This is a genomic window from Microlunatus flavus, from assembly GCF_900110855.1.
In the GTDB taxonomy this organism is placed as follows: Bacteria; Actinomycetota; Actinomycetes; order Propionibacteriales; family Propionibacteriaceae; genus Microlunatus; species Microlunatus flavus.
The window spans coordinates 85,926-103,084 of record NZ_FOFA01000011.1 but is presented as its reverse complement, the minus strand read 5'-3'; the positions used below and the strand labels follow the sequence as shown (position 1 = coordinate 103,084).

Here is a 17,159-nt window from a genome sequence, read left to right as displayed (position 1 = left end):
GCGCTCGTCTAACGGTGCATCGGGTCGTACAAAGGCGACCTGCGATTGGGCAACCATGGGCACATCACGGTAGCCGACCGTCGGGCGGAACCCGCACAAGCCGACCGTTCTGCGCAGAGGTCGTTCCACGGGTTTCGGTGCCGCCCACGATGAGCGGCTATGCCCTCACGACGACAGGAACCCGAGCCGAGGCCGCCACCCGCCGCGGGCGCAGCAGAGCAGACAGCCGAGGATGCGACTGAAAGTCGCTCATCACGTTCAGGACGGTGCTCTCCTCGAACAAGCCGAACCCGTCGCTGACGTTGATCAAAGTCAACGTCTCGGCGTCGAGCCAGCGCAGGCTCTTCGAGGTCCGCGCAAAGCTCTCGACCGTGCTGTACGCATCTAGGGCCGCGCTCGACCGGATCACCTGCCCGCTTACTCGATCGAGCAACTCAACCTGAACGCGTCCGAACCCGTCGTCACACAGCCAGAAGCGTGTCCGCGCTGCACGGCGCCGATCACGCGCCGCGACCATGCGTCCTTCCCACTTGAAGTGGAGGCCCGACGCTAACACCCGCCGCTTCGTCTCCGCCACCGCCTCAGACGGCCAGCCCTTCGCGGCCGCAAGCTCGCGCAGGACCAGGTCGATGGCGTCGAGCACCAGTCGAGCCCGCACCAGCGGGGTGAGGTTCCTGACCGACGCGGGCACCTCGATGCGAGCCCCCTCGAAGTCAGCCGCGGCGAACGCGTGGACCACCACGTCCGGGCCGGGACCACGGCCAGGCATCAGACGCAGTCCCTTTACCCGGCTGGGCAGGCTCACGTGCTTCAGCGCTTCGCCATACAGCTCACACACCCGGCGCGACGACTTCACCCACGCATCGACCTCGGTCTCGGCAACCCAAGGCTTGCGCTGATGCCCAGTCGCCGGCCAGAACTCAATCGACGACAAGTCCGGCACGAACGCACCTCCTCCTTGGTGATCAGGAGGAGTCTCACCCGTTCCCGCCCACCGATCAGCAGACGGGGCCCGCCCGCGCCAGAAGACGTCCGTTCTGCGGGCACCGATCGTCATCATGGCCTAACCACCATGCGCCGGCCACCGATCGGGAGGCGCCCAGAGCCAAGAGCCGGGCTGTTCGATCCGACCGCTCGACCACTTGCTGGTGGATCAGATCGCGTGCAGGGTTAGCCGATGTCGACAGGTGTTTCCACTTCCGCGCTGCGCAGCCGGACCTGCCGCTCTCGACGCCTATGGCTTCTTGCGCTCGCCAGCCTCGTCGTTGTGCTGGCCGCTGGATGGTGGTGGGGTCGAGGGCTTCAAGCCGCGTGGACCGCCAGGCAGCTGGTCGAGGCCATCAAGCGCGGTGATTGCACGACCGCGGCGAAGTACTCCGACGTCGTGGCGCTGCCCGAGGGATGTCCTCCCTCGCTCTACGGCCTCCCCGCCGACCTGAACGGGTACTCCCTGTACTGGGACCGCGTGCGGCACGACAGCCACCAAAACGAGACCGCGATCAGCCTCACCGTTCCCAGTGACCATTCCCAGTACGGCCTACACATGGTGCGAAGAGGCGACGGTTGGATCGTCGCGGACACCATCGTTCTACTTTGACGTCGGCGCTAGGTGATCCGGTACTTAAGCCGACCGTCATGAGGCGGCCGTGGGCTGACGGTCGTGCGCTCACAAGCCGCGCTCACCACCACCGCGTGGCGACGAGGTACTTGATCCCGCTCTGTCGAGGCGCAGTGTTCGAAGCCACTGGCTCCAGCGGCTAGCTCGGCGGGTCGTCGTCGCCAGGGGCTCGGCGGCGCTTAATCGCCATTACCGTCAAGGAGATGCCGAGGACCAGCAGCACGAGTGCCGGAAAGGCCACTGAAGCTATCTGACCCGGGTCGGTCTCGCGGCCTGTGAGGACTCGAACAGCGTCGGGTACCAGCAGACCCACACTGAGTACGACAAAGACGGCTAGTAAGCCTCGTCGCCAACGGGCACCTCCGCTAGCCGGCGGTGGATCGGCGGCAGGCTCGCCGTCGTGAGGCGCGGGCACCACACCACCTCCATCCCGTCTGTTAGCCCGACTATGACACCTCGCGACAGAAGGCGAAGGCTAGCCCCGAACTTCTCCGGTAAAGGTCAGCACGGGGCTTGGCGCTCGTCCCGCAAGCCGTCTGTCCTGCGGGCGCCCGTAAGCCGACCCTCGAGCGGAGCTCGCAAGCCGACTGTCGAACGGAGCAGGCGCTCGACCCCTGGAGGTCAGCGCAGTCGTTGGAGACGCGCCCGGAAAATCATCCTCAGGTCCGATCCCGAACAGAGCGGAGCCCTCTAAGGTCGCCCGCATCAGCTCGACGCAACGAAAGTGGAGCGCCAGTGCCTGAGGTCGCGCCGGCTGGACGAAGAACGCCCGTGCTGGTCGCCTTGCTGGTGATCGGCTTGGCGATCGCGGGTGTCGTCGTCATCCTGGTCAGAGACGTCTCCCAGACCTACCGCTGTGCCGATCCACCAAGCACACAGCAGCGAGCCGAGCAAGAAGCGTTCGTTAGCGCGCACCTGCCAGATGCCAGCGACTTCGAGTGGACCGTCGCAGACTGCGACGATCAGGGTCAGGCCTCCTTGACCTTCACGACCCGGCAGCGAGGTACGACAGCCACGCGAGCGTTCCTGCAAGACGGAGCCTGTCGCGCATCGAGGGAGCCCGACGCCAGCTTGGGAGACGTGACCTGCATGTCGTACGGCGTCACCGTCTTCATATACCTCGAGGACCATGGCGCAATCGACACATACGGAGAGCTCTCTCCGGACCTGCTATAGCCCGCGGCTCGGGGCTGTCGTCGCACCCTCTCCGTAAACCGTCCGTCCTGCGGGCGCCCACGTCGCCGTATCCCGACCGCCGTGCGGAGCACGCACTAACTGATCCCCGCCGAAGGCGCCTGGGAGTTCTCCGGTGCTTGAGGGCACGGATCGCTCTAGCATCGGTAGGTGGTCAGGACCTGCCTCGCGAGCCTCGGCGCGCTCACCATTCTGGCCGCCTGCGCCGGCGAGACGCCCGACCAGCTCGTCGACGTCAAGACCACGCGAGGATCGGCGGTGGTCGTGACGGCTAACGGTCCTGATCGCTGTCCCTCTGACACCGTGCTGCTCGACGACCCCGATCCAGGTAGCGGCGCCGGGGCGATCCCCGTGGGTTTCGACGGGCGCGTCCTCCTACGGTGCGAGGTCGACTACACGACGATGACAACTCGCGGTGGTCGAGACCAGTTCATGGTTCGGCAGTGGCAAGCAGACCTCACTCCAGAGCTCCAGAAAGCCCTCGGTCTGCCGGATCGTGAGCCTCGGTCGGACGGAGCTGCGTGCGGCGCCAGTAGAGGAGGCACGACAGCGCTGTACGTCATTGGCGCACGCGGTCAGATCGTCAGGGTGCTCCCGCCCAAGGACGGCCCCTGCCACGACATCCGCCCTGAAGTCGACGCTCTGCTACCAGACATCAGTACCCCACCTCGCCAGACCTTTCGTGCCAGCCGGAATGCGAGCTGACAAGCCATCGCTCAAGGCGACCGCTCAGCGGTACAGGAGTGCTAGGCGTCGGTCCCGGTTAGCTAGTCGATGCGGAACGACGCTGTCCGCCGACGGGTTTCGAAGCGAGCTCGGCGTAGCGGCCACCATGGCGGTGGGAGCCAACCCAAGACAAATTCGAGTTCTTCGCTCGATTCGTCGACTCCTTGCTGGCGATGGACCGCGCGGACCACGCAGCCCTTCCAGTAGGTCTCCTCGATCTCATAGGTAGCGGTGAGGACCTTGCCTAAGCGGCGCAACATCTGGTCGATCTGCGGCTCCCCGTAGTGCTCGTCGATTCCGCTGGGGTGCTCGACGAGGAACAGGTCGCCGTCTTGGATCAGGTTGATGTTGAGGTTTGGCTCAGTCGAGCACTGGATGTGGAACTCGGCGGAGGGTCCCGGCCCCACGTCGGCCGAGCTCGTGTCGTGATCGACGCCTATCGGCCCGTGGGTGTCGAGGACTCGTTCGACGTCGTCGATGGTCAGCGCCGAGGACGAGGCCGGGTCGAGGTGCACTTCGCCGAACCACCTGGATATCGGCTGACCGGCCATGCCCTCAGCGTGCCAGTTCACAGTGCGGAGAGTTCCACCGTCGACCGTCCTGCGGGACGTGGCGGAACAACCCTCATCGGCGTCGGCCATCCCGTTCTTCACTTCGACTCGCGGCCACGGCAACTTCGCTAGCGTCAACCGTGCAGGCCGTGAAAACGAGGTGGGCGCATTGAGGACTGAGTGGAGTGCAACCGACGACCCTCGGTGGCCGTTGACGATCCTTCTGTACGTCGTCTCGTCGGCCGCCGCGAGCGTGCTCACCGTTGTGGTGTGGCATCGCCCGTTGGGTTATGCGCTCGGGTTTCTGGGTGCCGGCGTGCTGGGCCTCGTCGCCACAGCCCGAGCACGGCTGAGGTTGACTGACGAAGGCGTCGAGGTCCGTGGGCTGCGGACCCGGCTCTACCGCTGGTCGGACATCGTCTCAGTGCAGCGCGCTCCTGAGTGGGAGAACGATTCAGTCATCTGGCTGCGACAGCGTGGAGCTGTGCCTAGCTCTGCTCCGGACGTCCTAGCTCCGCCTGGTCTACGCGGACGACACGCGAGAGACGAGGCCCTCGAGGGCCTGGTCGTCGCGATCCGGCAGCGAGCCGGACTTGATAGCAATGGCGCGGCCATGACTCCTCTTGAGGTGTCGTAAGAGGTTGACCAGCGGCAGACCGCAACCGTCGTAAGGGGACCCTCCTCCGGTGCACGTTCTGGAGATCCTCGCGGTTGAGCACGGGCTGCAGAGTGGTCTTGGGGCACACGGGCGCCTACTCGGTGGGCGTTTCTTGTTCCTCGTTCATTCGGGCCACGTAGTCGGCCAGCGGCTCCAATCCCGCCTCGGCGCGCAGCTGATCAACCATGCCGGGGGCGGCGAGGGGCTGTGGGCGCCACTCGCCGTCCTCACCGTCTGCGCCCTGGGTGCCATACCGCTGAGGGTCTCCGCGCGCGACGCGGACTCGGTCGTCGAGGTAAGCCAGACAGGATCGCGCTGCTTCACCGGCCTCGACAGCCGCAGCCAACAACACCAGACACTCTGCTTGGAACGTCGGATCGGCGTCCGCGTGCTGAGCCAGGAGCCAGGCCGCCTGTGCTGCGTCATCACCCACGTCCGAGCGCCCGGGCCAGCCACGCTGTCGCAGCACCTCCCGCAGCCAAGACGTGTTGTTCCGGTCGACCGTCGCAAGTTGGTCGACAACTCTCCGCTCTTCGGGCGCTAGGTATGCCGGGTCTACTACGCCGTCGACTGCCTTAACGAATAACGCGATGCACGCGCGCCTGGCCTGCTGGTCGACCTCCGCTCGACGTAGCAGCTCACCGCGAAGCGCCGCATCCGTCACGCCGGCGTCTGTCACGCTCCCCATTTCACGTTGTGGACCGGGCACTGGCAATCAGTAAGCGGCGCGCCGCGCGTCCAGGGCCGCACCCAGTTCGGGTCCGTCCCCACACAACGGCCGAGGACAGACACGTCGCGATAGCCGTTCGCCTTGCAGGCCGCCCGCAGGACGACCGGCTTACGGGCGGTGGCAGACCGGTGGCCTCGTCTCAGTCGCCGCGCTCAACCCGCGTCTTACGCGACAGTGCGAACGGCAGCAGGACCTCTACGACCAAGGGCAAGATCTCTGCTGAGCTCGGGTCACGAAAGGGCACGGAGCGCACCCACGTCTGACACGCTGGTAGCAATGGCCGAGGACTGGTTCCGATCGACGGACTGGAGCCGCGAAGGTGCGGACGAGTTCGAACGCCGGCTCGCCCGGGCCAGGCCGCACAACCGCGCTCAGTACCTCCGGATCAAGGGACTGTCCGTGGCGGCCGTTGGGAAGGTGGATGCGGCCCGCGAGCTGTGGGTGAGGGTCCTTGACGACCAGGGTCCCTACGCCCGCGGCCAGGGCTACGCCGCGTTGGAGCACCTCGCTGATTCCTACGCTGTTGGCGACCCGAGGCAGGCCGAGGCGTTCTATCGGCGCCTGATCTCCGAGAACCCGACGATGAATGGCACCTCATTCATGCAGCACGTCAAGCTCGCGGAGGTCCTGATCGCTCGCGGCAGCAACGATGCCCTAGAAGAGGCGATCGAGCTTCTCACGCAGTGGATGGAGACGGGCTCGCCGCGCTTCCCGAGCGAGCTCTTCCGCTGGAACTTGGCGCTGATTGCTGCGGCCGAGGCTGCGGGCGACGAGGTCGTCGCCCGCGAGGCAGCCCAACGTGCCCTCCAGCTCGCCGAACAAGGCCCTGTGTTCCCACGCCACCCGGGCGTCGGCGTGGTGCTGGCGGGTCTGCCCCCGGTTCGGTTGACTCCTTGCCTGTGAGGATCTGAGTCCTCGCTAGAAGGATCAGCATCGTGCCCACCCCGTATCCGAAGGAGTTCCGCGCCGATGTGATCGCGGTCGCTCGGCAGGGCGACAAGTCCCGAGCGCAGGTAGCCCGGAGCTTCGGCATCAGCGAGTCATGCCTGGCTCGCTGGCTCCAGATCGCCGACCGTGACGACGCCACCAAGGCGAGCCCGGCAGCGTCGGTCGACGGGAGCCTCGAGGCGGAGAACCGGGAGCTGCGCAGACGGACCAAGCAGTTGGAGCAGGAGAACGAGATCCTGCGCCGAGCGACGGCCTACTTCGCTCGCGACACCCTCCCAAAATGATGTACCCGCTGGTCCTCGACCTGGCCGCCGACAAGATCCCCGTCGCGGTGACCTGCCGGGTGCTCGGCTTCTCCAAGCAGGCCTTCTACAAGTGGCGCGCGCAGCCGGTGACCGAGCGCGACTGGGCCGACGCGCACCTGATCAACCCGGCGGTTGACATCCACCACGACGACCCTGAGTTCGGCTACCGCTTCATCGCCGACGAGCTTCCCGGCCGGGGCGTGACTGCCGGCCGAAACCGGGTCAGCCGGCTCTGCACCCAGCAGCGCCTCTGGTCGGCGCACGCAAAGAAGCGCGGCCTGACCCGCAAACCCGGCCCGCCGGTGCACGACGACCTCGTCGAGCGCGCCTTCGGCGCCGATGAGGTCGATCAGCTGTGGCTCACCGACATCACCGAGCACCCCACCGGCGAGGGCAAGCTCTACCTCTGCGCGATCTAGGACGCCTGCAGCCGACGCATCGTCGGCTACTCCATGGCCGAGCGGATGACCTCACAGCTCGCCGTCGACGCCCTCAAGCACGCCGTGCTGCGCCGCCGACCGGTCGCGACGATCGTGCACTCCGACCGCGGCAGCCAGTTCCGATCGCACGCCTTCGTCCAGACCCTCCGAAACCACGGCCTGCATGGGTCGATGGGCCGGGTCGGAGCCTGCGCCGACAACGCCGCGATGGAGTCGTTCTTCTCGCTGCTGCAGAAGAACGTCCTCAACCGACGCCGCTGGCAGACCCGCCAGCAGCTCCGGCTCGCGATCATCACCTGGATCGAGAACACCTACCACCGCCGACGCCGACAACCCGCCCTCGGCCGACTCACCCCAATCGAGTTCGAGATACTCCAACAAGCCGCTAACGCGGCCTGATCGCCCCCTACCGACCGAGTCAACCGAAGTCGGGGCAGACCCTTGTAAGCAAGAAGTTCCGGGGCGCGCGAAGACGTTATGAGACATCGTCCGCGCGGAGCCGCCGAATTGGTCGGTGTGCAGGCGTCGAATTCACTCGCTCTGCGGCCAGCGAGCCGTAGTCACGCACCTTCAATACGGGTGGACGCGGCGGCATTGTCATCGAGGCGAAACCGGGATGACTTGGATTCGCGGCAACCCAATCTATTGCTGCGTATGCAACTTTCCAGTTGATTTCCTCGGCGATCAAGCGCGCTTCCTCACCACCGAGCTCTAGTGCGGTGGGCAGGCCCTGATGATTTGGTGGCCCGTAAAGCAGCACGGCGGACGAAGAGACGGGGAGGAGAACTACGTCCGCGTTTCCGAATCCAAGTCCGCCCTCAACATTTACGAACTCCTCCGGTTCAACCTTCGCCTCTGACCTGCCTCCTTCGATGGGTCCGACCTTCTCGCTCTCAAGAATCACCGGCTCGTCGCCAATAATTAGTAAGGGCTTTTCTAGTTGAAGGAGAGACGTGGAACGCTTCCGAAGCGATTCGGCTACTCGCTCCACTAAGGATCCGAACATCTTTAGGTGGTCGTTAGAGTGCGGAAGGAACTCCGTATTCTGAATGTCGTCTTCAGAGATCTTGTCATGATTCAGGAGCTTGACCGTGTAATCGGTGACAACCTCTAGGCCCCGTCGAATGCGCATACCGCGAATTGCTTGCGACGCGACGAAAAGGTCGAGGGCGCTTCGCTCCTCGAGGGTGAAGGGCCTCGCTCGGGAGAAAGCGGGATAGTCCAGGTGCTGTCGAAGTATGTGCGCTGCCCTCCCTTCGACGATGCTCAAAAGGGACTCTAAGCTGGAATCGAGTCCGGTGTCAGTCGTTACGCTGGTATAGAAGTCACGCACAGCGAGATCGCCGATCGAACGAACTGATGCAGTGCCGTCGACCCTGCTTCGGACACGCAGTCTCTTGTCCGTAGAGGCGAAACGTTCGAGCAGGAACCTCGGGACGATATGGTGACGACTACCCACGGCGGCTTGATGGTCGAGGTTGCCGAGCCATTCCTTCGCGCGCCGATCGGCCCCTCGCTCGGACGCGTACGGATTAAGCAGGTCAACCACAGTCGAAAGTATGCGACTTGTCACCAAATCGGCGCACTTCCGGGGTCCATCGTGGATGCTCACGCTCCGAGGTCGGCCCTCGCCATTCGGGCCCTACACTTCGCACGAGTCATGCCGCTCCCTGGCTCTCGGCGAAAACGTCGTGGATCTCCGCGTTCCGTATCATCATCGAAGCTCAATCCCACGCGCTTGCCCGAACGGAAGCCGACCGTCGTCGCGACGCTCCCCGTAGTAGCCTCCTTCTAACGGCCTTAACTCGACTACGCAGACGGGGTCATCCTCGGTATCAGTCCCAGGCGCCCCCTCGCACGAGGGCGACCGCTGCGACGTCGGGAGCAGCTCCCCTAGGGCGGAAGTGCATCCATCGCGGAGCGACAACGCGGCATACGGTCAATTGAACGTCCCTCGTGCCTTGAACAAACTGTCATTCGAGCGAACTAGAATGTCGGCCATCTCGCCTATAAGGCTGGGGAAGGAAGTGGGAGAAGTGGGGTCGAAGCGATTTCGGGTTTATTCGGTAGTCGGCACCGACTCGAGGGAGTCGTCCGGCTGGCAGATCTGGGCGCATGACTCTTCCTTTTATATCGTGAACGAGGCTGTGGCCGGACTGAAGGTCAGCCTTCACGGAGTCGACGCCAGTCGAGCGGGATCAGGCCGATTTCACGTGAGGATCGAGGAGCCAGCACGGCAGGGAAGCATCCGCGTCATCACACCTCGTTTCGCCCCAGGCGACCATTCGGTTCCCTTTCGCGGTGCGAGCACCAGATATGGCCGGCTCGCCGTTCGAATCAGAACGACCTCTAGGGCTTGCTCCTTGGGAGGACTGAGTGCTGCGAGGAGCCGACCCAGCAGCGTCAGAGCTTCATTGCCGATTCCTCCACCCGGTTGGTCAGCCGACCTAGATTTGGCCTTTCAACAGGTACCTCGGGGCCTCGCTGGGGCGAACAACTTCGAGTACTCCTTCAACACTGGAAACTACGGGTCGCGAATCGAGGTTGGGATCCCTGGGCCTCTCGGTTCAGGGCGCTCAGGCTTCGCCATCACTACGGGCCGAGGAATCGTCCTCAACGGATCCTTCCGTAACCGGCGTTACGACAACGAACCAACACCAGTCCACCTTCTCGGGCGTCCGAGCAGCCGAGACGACGGCGAAGCTGACAGACAGATCGCACTCGGTGTGGAAAGCGATTCAATTCTTTGGATTGTGGAGGACACGTCCCATTGGGCGCACGTCCCTACGTTGCGGGCCCTGACGGCCAGCTAAGGCCTCAGAGTGTCTGAGAGGCTCGGCGCTTTCTCCGATCGCCTTCCATGGCGCCGTCAGCCCTCGCGTTGCGTAGTCCGCAAGCCGTCCGCCCTACGGGCCAGCGGCGTCACCGTTAGCCGACCGTCGAGCGGAGCGCATTTATGCATGCCCGGCCTGGGCCCATTGCCTGTAAGCCTCGCAGGCTGCCTGGTCGAGCCGATCGCATACCTCTGATTTGCGCCGCGTTCCAGGGCTGTCTGGGCACGCCGCACGACCACTCCGCCGATCCCCATGGCAATCACCGTCCATATCAGCCGGAAGACGAGGTTGCTGCAGTGGGAGTTCTGAGCGATCAGCGGGACCGAATTGACGAAGGCCAATCGATCCTCCCGTTTTGACTGTGAATGTTAACGTCGCGCAGCGCGTTCTGCGCTCGGGGGAGTCGCTTCAAGCGCCAGAGCGGTCAGCTCCTCGCGACCGCCTGCCTTGCATCCTGATGATCAGGCCGGCCGCAAATGTGATGAGCCCGAGCGCGCCAGCGACCACGCCACGGATGGCCATCCTGATCGCGTGGTCAGTGCGCTCCGGCTCGTTGTATCGGTAGGTCGTAGGGATGTCTTGCCCGAAAGGCAGGTTCTAGGCCCAGATAGCCGCAACGGCGCCAACGACGAAGGCGGCGGCCCCCGGGGTCATGCAGGCAAGTGCTAGACCGCCGATCGAACGCCTACGAACACCCGTCATCGCTGCTCCTGAACCGGCCCGAAGTACCAGGAGGCCACGGCCAGATTCTCGCGCTCGCTCGTCGGCACTTGGCAAGCGTAGGGAGCATCCGGTCAGTAGTGCAACCTCTGCTACTCACTCGCCCGCATGACGTCCGTTCAGCGCGAATACGGCGGCGGGCGCAGCGGCACTGCGTCGCAGTCAGCGCCGTTCTCGTAAGCCCCGCCCGCGAAGATGCCCGATGGACGGGGTTCTTGCGAAGAGGCTGAACCGGACGACTGGCCGGCTCTTGGTCGGGTAGGCACGCTGGCTTGGACGGTGAGCCGTGTTCTTCGCCACCTCAAGGTCGTAAGGGAGCGAGTCGACTACGCCGTACTCCGCGGGCAGTTGACATGTCACCGCATCACGATGGCCAGCAACGCGGTCTCAACAACGATGCGAGTCGTCATGCCCGCCTACGCCGGGCTTGAGCCGGGAGGCACTCACCTGACTGCTGGCGGCTTGATCTTCCCGAGTTGGCGCTTGAACTTTCCAAGCTCGCTCAGAGCGGGCGCCAGCCTCGCTGCGAGCTCGTGACGCTCGGCGTCGGTGAGTTGCGCGAGCTGTAGGTGGCGGGCCTGCTTAGCAAGCTCCACGAGGTCAGCCACGAGTCGACGGCTTGATTGCGTGTGCGCCACGCGCAGATCAGCCGGACTGCGATCCACGCAGTCGCCGTCAAGGGCGGCAAGTAGTTCCGGGATGGACGGGCTGGCCAGCTCGCTGCGGACGAGCACCAGCCGGTTGTGGTCGCCGAAGGCTTCGCTGACCTGAATATGCTCGAGACGCCCAAGACCAGATGCGGCGAAACTGTGAGCGGCTCTCCGCGCGGCGTTGGCCTCGCTGCGGCTTGGTGGTCGACCCAGATGGTCAGTGACGGCGACCAGGACTCCGACCGCAGGTCGATCGCGTAGTGCGGCGGCAAAGACGCGGTGCCATCGCGATCGTGGCGGCTGCCGTACGTAATGGTCTGAGTTCGGCTCGGCGTCATTCATCGGATAATTAGCTTGTAGGTCATCGGGGCTGGCCTTCGCCGGTAAGAGTCATGACAGAAGCCACGCCACGTGGGGCTCGGGCACGTACCCCGGGAAGAGCGCGTCGACGTAGCTGACTGAGCTCCAGCAGAAGCAATGCGGCTCCTCCGACTCGAAACTGCGGCCTCCATTAGGTCAAGAGCCAAGCCGGCAGACAGGCGCGATGGCTCCAGCCTCGAGCGGTCAGGCCGGGAACGTTGACGGCGATGGGGTCGGCGATCTTGTCATCGCAGCGGCAGCAGACGGCTTCCTGGGGTGGAGGTGCCAGCAGGTACAGCGGCGCCGTGATGCTCGTGCGAGTCGCCGAGCCGGTCCTCGGGAGCCGCCCTGGCTCGAACGGCTGGTTCATGACGTCATGCTCTCCGACTCCCGGGCTCTCTGGGGGTCGATCGTGCCCAGCATGTCGGCAACGCGACGGGCGGCGTCTTCGTCGCGCTGGGCGCGGTGGTAGGCGATCAGCTCGACGGCGACGCTCCAGGCCGCAGTGGCCGCGTGCAGGTCGATTCGGTCGCCCTCGAAGAGCCAGCTCCAGCCGCTGGGGCGAAGCTGGTCGAACGGCTGGCCCGTGACCAGGTTGAGGGCCGCATGCAGGTGGTCTGCCCGCTTGGCGCCGCTCGTCCGCCCGGCTGCGGCCTGGAGCCGGGTGAAGAGGTGCCAGTCGCAGAGGACGCCGTCGAGCTGGTAGACCGCGGTCCCGCGGCGCAGGGCGGCCGGGGTGGTACGCGCGTCGGGCAGGTAGGCGTTACCGGTGTGCGGGTCGGCGCCGAGCCAGTCGCGCAAGATCTTCATGTCGGTGCGCACACGGGGTGAGGTGAGGGCGAAGTCGTCGGCGATCTGGTCCACGGTCATGCCGCTCGGGTGCAAGGCGAGATAGGTGAGGAGCTCGGTGTAGTAGGGGCGGCGGCGAGCCAGGGCCTTGCCGCGGGTGCGGGCGTGCACCGGTCCGAGGACGCTCAGCCGGGGGCGGTGGGTGTCGTCTGACCGCCAGGCTGCGAGGTCGGCGGCCAGGCTCGCCGCCAGGCCGGAGGACAGCGCTGATTCGGTCTCACCCTTCGACTGGGTGGGCAGAGCGCCGGTTCCACACGCTGCGGCGGTGGTGCTGTCCACGCTGCTCGGTGGCACGGTGCTCGGGTCGCGCTCCGCAGCCAATGCCTCCCCGACGGTACCGGCTGAAGTTTGCTCAGGCGCGGTTCCGTTGTCGTGGTTCGAGGTGAGTGGAGGTCCGTCTACCTCGGACGTCCCGTCCTCGACGTCGGACCGCGGTGGCGGTGCCGGTGCCTTTTGAGCCTCCGGGTCGACGGCCCGGCGCCGACGGAGCCGGTCGAGGAGCGCGCCCCCGACGACCAGGGTGGTTCCAATCCCGCCGATCCAGCGCCACGGGAGCCCGTGCGAGGGGTTCGTGGTGGACGTGGTCGGGGTCGGCTCGGGAGGCGGGGGTGCTGCGGCGGGAGTCGTTGACGCGGAGGTCGTCGCAGCGGTCGGCGTGGGAGTCGGTGCGGCAGTCGACGTCGCTGGCGGAGCCGGGGCTTGATCAGGCCGGGGGCTGGGATCCCGTCGAGCGCGGTTCGCGGCTGGGCGGGTCGCCGTGGTGCGGGTCAGTGTGACGACGACGCGGCGGTTCTTGCGGCGGTTCGCTTCGCTGGTGTTGGGGACCGCCGGGTGAGCTTCGCCGAGCCCGCGGACGGTCATCGGGAACTGCTGGACGGGGAGCGTGTGGGCGAGCTCGTGAGCGACGCGTCGGGCCCGGCGTGCGGACAGGTCGAGGCCGTGGGCGGCGCTGCCGAGGTCGTCGGTGTAGCCGGTGATCGCCACGCGACCTGCACCTTGGGAACGCAGCTCCTCGGCGAGGCGGCGCAGACGCTCCTTCGCGCCGGGCCGCAGGACGTCGCTGTCCTTGCCGAACAAGATGGTGCAGTCCAGACGCGACTTCGACCCGTTTCCAGTGGGCTCGATCGTGGTGCTGCCGTCGATCTCGGCGGTGCCGGCGTAGATGGCGACGACAGGCCCGTTGACGTCGACAACCGGCGCGGTGCTGCCTGGAGGCATGGCCAGCGCGACCGGCGCCACCACCAGCAGCGATGCGCTCGCGACCAGCGTCGCGCCCGCGACCCGCCGAACGGCCCCCGCCTGCAGGGTTGAGCTCGCGCCGTTAGTGGATCGGGACATCGGTGAACGTGCCGAAGGTCGGGACGGTGACGTTGATCAGAGTGAGCTGTGCGGGCGGCGCGGCGAAGGTGACGGTGACCCAAACGGAGCTGCGGATCTCCCCCGTCGCCCCGTCGTCGGGCGAGCAGACGCACTGACCGTCGGCGGTGACCGCGGGCAGGTACGCCTTTTTCGCGACCGGGTCGACCAGGCGGACTCCGTCGACGGAGGTGAGGGCCTTCGACGACGTCTCGGTGTTCCCGTCGCCGAGGCTGTTGAGGAGCATGAACGTGCCGTCCGGGTCCTGCGCGGCGATGTACAGGTTCACCGAGGCCGTCTCCCCTGTTCGGCGCACCGGGTACAGGGTCGCGATGACCTTGTCCTTGTCGAACGACCCCGGTCGGGTCGCGACCGCGACGTCGCCCGGCGTCCCTGACGCCGCCGGCGTCGGCGCCGGGCTCGCCGAGCCGGACGTCGACGAGCTGGTCGGATCGCCCGGGTCGACCGGGTCCACGGGCGCGACCACAGTCGCCGTGCCGCTGGGCCCCGCGGGTTCGTTGCTGGTGGTGGTCGTGGTGGGCAGGCCACAGCCCGCGGCGAGAAGCAGGGCTGCTCCCCCGCCGAGACCGGCAAGAAGTCGTGGACACATCGGGCGCTCCTTCCCGACCCATTTGCGGGTCGAGTACTGTCGTTCACGTCCACCTGCTGGACGTGAAAACGACTGTAGGGCAGCGGCGTCCGATTTCCGGACGTAAAAGCCGGTCCTGCTCGGAACCTCAGGAGGCGATGGGTGGGAACCCCGGAAGCGATCAGGGCCAACCGCGTCAAGCTCGGCCTCACCCAGGCCCAGCTCGCCCGGGAGATCGGCGTCGACACCCGCCAGATCAACCGCTACGAGATCGGCGAGACCGAACCGACGCTCGCTATCGCCCGCCGGCTCGCTGACCGGCTCCGCATCACGATGGACGAGCTCGCAGGGGGCCTGTCACCCCTCAACGGCACCTGGCACTCCGCCTGGCACAACCTCGACCCAGGCGGCAGCCCGGACCTGCGCAGCGGGTCGGTGGAGCTCGTCCAACAAGGCCACCACCTCACCATCCAGCCGGTCCGAAGCCGCTCCGCCTCTCGCGCCGTCAGCGCCGGCACCCCTGACGCCCCAGACGTGGACACCGCCGTTGACGTCGTGACCGACCTGGCCTGGAGCGCCGAGGCGTTCGTCGACGTCGACACCATTCTCGGCGGCTACAAGATCGACACCCCGGCCCTGCGCAGCCGCGGCCTGCTCAACCTCACCCACCACGGCGACGCCATCGACGGCACCTGGGTCCGGATCCACCTCACCAGCTCCAGCACCGGGCAGCTCGTCCTCGCCCGCGACGCCGAGAGCGCGCTGACCCGGCTGAGGCAGCTCCTCGACAACGACTGACACCGCGGCTGGGCTCAGGCTCGATCACGGTCATGGGCCTGCGGGCCCGAGCAGCGCGTCGAGCCGGTCGACGGCGGCGTCGCTGCCGTCCTCGTAGAGGCCGCCGTAGCGGGTCAGGGTGAAGGCCACGCTGTTGTGACCTGCCCACTCCGACACCTCGCGCACGTTGCAGCCGGCCGCCACCATGATGGCGACGAAGCTATGGCGCAACCCGTGGAAGGTGAGGCCTTCGAGCCCGGCCCGGCGCGCGGCCGGCGCTAGCGTGTTCTGGCTCCAGGCGCGGAACAGCGGCCCCCCGCCGGGGGCGGTGAACACGAGGCTTTCAGGTGATCCGTCGACATGCTCGTCGAGGTGTTCCTGGATGCGCCGCATCACGCTGCGCGCGATGGGAACGGATCGCTTCGAGCGCTCGGTCTTCGGCTCGTTGTCGAGGGTGATGCGCCCGCCGAGCTGGACGGCTGTCCCTTCCACGCGGATCCTCGAGCGGAGCGCGTCGATGTTGCGGCGGCGCAGTCCCGCAGCCTCGCCCCAGCGCAGCCCGCCGTAGGCGCCGACCAGCACCAGCGCCCGGTCGCGCGCGGGCAGCTCGGCCACCAGCCGCTCGACCTCGGTCTGGCTCAGGAAGCGGGGCCGTTTCTGCCGCTCACTCGGCAGCGGCACCTTGTCGGCCGGGTTGTGCAGGATCCGGCCGTCAGCGATCGCCGCCTCGAGCGCCTGCCGCAGCGCGAACACGGCCTTGCGGGTCGAGGCGGCCGAGAGCCCGCCGGCGAGCAGGTCAGAGACCCATCGCCGGACCTCGGCGTTGGTGATGCGTTGCAGCGGGGCGTCGCCGAAGCGGGGCAGGACCTGCTTGGCCATCGTCATCTCGAGTCGGGCGCTGGTCGTGGCCCGCAGGTCGTGGCGCGTGGGCAGCCAGTCGCTCACCCACTCGCGCAGCGGCACCTGCCCGCGCTGGGGGTCGCGCCAGGTGCCGCGGGCGAGCTCGACCTCGATCTCGGCCTTGCGGCGTTCGGCGTCGACGCGCCGGGCAACCGTCTCGCTGTGCTCCGTCCCGGCCGAGTCCCGGTACCGCACGCGGTACCGGACAACCTCGCGCACACGCCCGGTTGCGTCACGGTGGCGACCGCTCCGCCGCTCGACGTACGCCATCAGCTACCCGCTCCGGACGTCCGCCCGTGTGGCGAGCCAAGCCTCGACTCCAGCCCGTCGGTAGCGCACGTACCGACCGATCCGGTAGCCCTGCGGACCCTCGCCGCGGTGGCGCCAGCCGTAGAGCGTGGCGACGGGAACGCCCAGCATCGCGCTGAGCTCGTGGATCGTGAGGAGCCGCTCCACCTCGTCGGGCACGCGCCGCCCTCCTCTGCTGGATGCCGGTGACGTCGAAGAGGCGCCACCGTCCTCCACAAGCAGGTCGGCCGACGTCGGCACTCACCCGATCGCAACAGCAGGGTGAGGCAGGCGACCCCCGCACCGCCGCTAGCAACGGCCCCGACCGAGGTCAGGAGCAGATCAAAGGGACACCTCGCCAGCACGGACAGCGGTGCATAGTGAGGCCTAAATGAGGCCTGCGGACTCAAACTAGATAGGCGTTCAATGTTCTCGCGAAACATCCGCCCTAGTGAGAACGGACTTTCTTGAGTAGCCCCGACGGGATTCGAACCCGCGCTACCGCCTTGAGAGGGCGGCGTGCTAGGCCGCTACACAACGGGGCCCTAGCTGTCCTGCGCTGGGGTACTAGGACTCGAACCTAGACTAACTGAACCAGAATCAGCCGGGCTGCCAATTACCCCATACCCCATCTCGGTCGAGCCCTGGAGGACTCTTCCCAGACGG

General features: G+C 66.6%; 15 protein-coding genes, 2 tRNA genes and 1 pseudogene. 7 read left to right on the top strand and 11 right to left on the bottom strand.

Annotation, left to right across the window (positions count from 1 at the left end; genetic code table 11):
- Positions 1 to 157: 157 nt before the first annotated feature.
- Positions 158 to 943 carry a hypothetical protein gene (locus BMY04_RS20375; RefSeq protein WP_091186070.1) on the bottom strand — a complete coding sequence of 262 codons (786 nt, stop codon included), beginning with the start codon at positions 941 to 943 and terminating at the stop codon, positions 158 to 160.
- A 234-nt stretch (positions 944 to 1,177) separates the two neighbouring features.
- Here BMY04_RS20375 and BMY04_RS23470 point away from each other — a divergent pair, with 234 nt between their 5' ends.
- The 3 genes from BMY04_RS23470 (at position 1,178) to BMY04_RS22535 (ending at position 3,517) form a co-directional block, all read left to right on the top strand.
- Positions 1,178 to 1,597, top strand: a complete 420-nt coding sequence (locus tag BMY04_RS23470) for a hypothetical protein (RefSeq protein ID WP_139210045.1) — start codon at positions 1,178 to 1,180, stop codon at positions 1,595 to 1,597.
- Between the two features lie 792 nt (positions 1,598 to 2,389).
- Positions 2,390 to 2,794 carry a hypothetical protein gene (locus tag BMY04_RS20365; protein ID WP_091186063.1) on the top strand — a complete coding sequence of 135 codons (405 nt, stop codon included), beginning with the start codon at positions 2,390 to 2,392 and terminating at the stop codon, positions 2,792 to 2,794.
- A 168-nt stretch (positions 2,795 to 2,962) separates the two neighbouring features.
- Positions 2,963 to 3,517: a hypothetical protein gene (locus tag BMY04_RS22535; protein WP_139210043.1), complete on the top strand. Its 555-nt coding sequence runs from the start codon at positions 2,963 to 2,965 to the stop codon at positions 3,515 to 3,517.
- A 62-nt stretch (positions 3,518 to 3,579) separates the two neighbouring features.
- Here BMY04_RS22535 and BMY04_RS20360 read toward each other — a convergent pair whose 3' ends face one another.
- Positions 3,580 to 4,350, bottom strand: coding sequence for a hypothetical protein (locus tag BMY04_RS20360; protein ID WP_170854240.1), 771 nt, complete (start codon positions 4,348 to 4,350; stop codon positions 3,580 to 3,582).
- Here BMY04_RS20360 and BMY04_RS23725 point away from each other — a divergent pair.
- Positions 4,250 to 4,726 (top strand): PH domain-containing protein, encoded by a 477-nt coding sequence (locus tag BMY04_RS23725; protein ID WP_408630471.1) that lies wholly within the window; start codon positions 4,250 to 4,252, stop codon positions 4,724 to 4,726. The genes BMY04_RS20360 and BMY04_RS23725 overlap by 101 nt on opposite strands.
- Positions 4,727 to 4,841: 115 nt before the next feature.
- Here BMY04_RS23725 and BMY04_RS20355 read toward each other — a convergent pair whose 3' ends face one another.
- Positions 4,842 to 5,426, bottom strand: a complete 585-nt coding sequence (locus BMY04_RS20355; RefSeq protein WP_198410311.1) for a DUF6624 domain-containing protein — start codon at positions 5,424 to 5,426, stop codon at positions 4,842 to 4,844.
- A 327-nt stretch (positions 5,427 to 5,753) separates the two neighbouring features.
- Here BMY04_RS20355 and BMY04_RS20350 point away from each other — a divergent pair, with 327 nt between their 5' ends.
- Both BMY04_RS20350 and BMY04_RS20345 read left to right on the top strand, forming a co-directional pair.
- Entirely contained in the window at positions 5,754 to 6,380 is a 627-nt protein-coding gene (locus BMY04_RS20350) for a tetratricopeptide repeat protein (RefSeq protein ID WP_091186053.1), read from the top strand.
- Positions 6,381 to 6,412: 32 nt separating this feature from the next.
- Positions 6,413 to 7,569: pseudogene (locus BMY04_RS20345) on the top strand (IS3 family transposase).
- A gap of 76 nt (positions 7,570 to 7,645) precedes the next feature.
- Here the strand turns inward: BMY04_RS20345 and BMY04_RS20340 are convergent.
- From BMY04_RS20340 to BMY04_RS20325, 4 genes are all read right to left on the bottom strand, one after another.
- Positions 7,646 to 8,719, bottom strand: coding sequence for a DUF4238 domain-containing protein (locus BMY04_RS20340; RefSeq protein ID WP_170854249.1), 1,074 nt, complete (start codon positions 8,717 to 8,719; stop codon positions 7,646 to 7,648).
- A 2,448-nt stretch (positions 8,720 to 11,167) separates the two neighbouring features.
- Positions 11,168 to 11,716 carry a hypothetical protein gene (locus tag BMY04_RS22525; protein ID WP_139210037.1) on the bottom strand — a complete coding sequence of 183 codons (549 nt, stop codon included), beginning with the start codon at positions 11,714 to 11,716 and terminating at the stop codon, positions 11,168 to 11,170.
- A gap of 384 nt (positions 11,717 to 12,100) precedes the next feature.
- Positions 12,101 to 13,921: an AfsR/SARP family transcriptional regulator gene (locus BMY04_RS20330; RefSeq protein ID WP_091186042.1), complete on the bottom strand. Its 1,821-nt coding sequence runs from the start codon at positions 13,919 to 13,921 to the stop codon at positions 12,101 to 12,103.
- The gene (locus tag BMY04_RS20325; RefSeq protein ID WP_139210035.1) at positions 13,905 to 14,414 is read right to left on the bottom strand and encodes a hypothetical protein; all 510 of its coding nucleotides are present in this window, start codon (positions 14,412 to 14,414) and stop codon (positions 13,905 to 13,907) included. Before BMY04_RS20325 ends, BMY04_RS20330 begins: the two co-directional genes overlap by 17 nt.
- 276 nt (positions 14,415 to 14,690) lie before the next feature.
- Between BMY04_RS20325 and BMY04_RS23165 the strand changes: the two genes are divergently transcribed.
- The gene (locus BMY04_RS23165; RefSeq protein WP_198410310.1) at positions 14,691 to 15,326 is read left to right on the top strand and encodes a helix-turn-helix transcriptional regulator; all 636 of its coding nucleotides are present in this window, start codon (positions 14,691 to 14,693) and stop codon (positions 15,324 to 15,326) included.
- 30 nt (positions 15,327 to 15,356) lie between these two features.
- Here BMY04_RS23165 and BMY04_RS20315 read toward each other — a convergent pair whose 3' ends face one another.
- The 4 genes from BMY04_RS20315 to BMY04_RS20300 all read right to left on the bottom strand — a co-directional run bounded on the left by BMY04_RS20315 (position 15,357) and on the right by BMY04_RS20300 (position 17,124).
- On the bottom strand, positions 15,357 to 16,268 hold the full coding sequence (locus BMY04_RS20315; RefSeq protein WP_232506541.1) for a tyrosine-type recombinase/integrase: 912 nt from the start codon (positions 16,266 to 16,268) through the stop codon (positions 15,357 to 15,359).
- Positions 16,269 to 16,478: 210 nt separating this feature from the next.
- Complete coding sequence (locus BMY04_RS20310) at positions 16,479 to 16,673, bottom strand: helix-turn-helix transcriptional regulator (RefSeq protein WP_198410309.1); 195 nt, start codon at positions 16,671 to 16,673, stop codon at positions 16,479 to 16,481.
- Positions 16,674 to 16,965: 292 nt separating this feature from the next.
- Positions 16,966 to 17,038: transfer RNA gene (locus BMY04_RS20305), tRNA-Glu, on the bottom strand.
- Between the two features lie 14 nt (positions 17,039 to 17,052).
- A tRNA-Gln gene (locus tag BMY04_RS20300) sits at positions 17,053 to 17,124 on the bottom strand.
- Between the last annotated feature and the right edge of the window lie 35 nt (positions 17,125 to 17,159).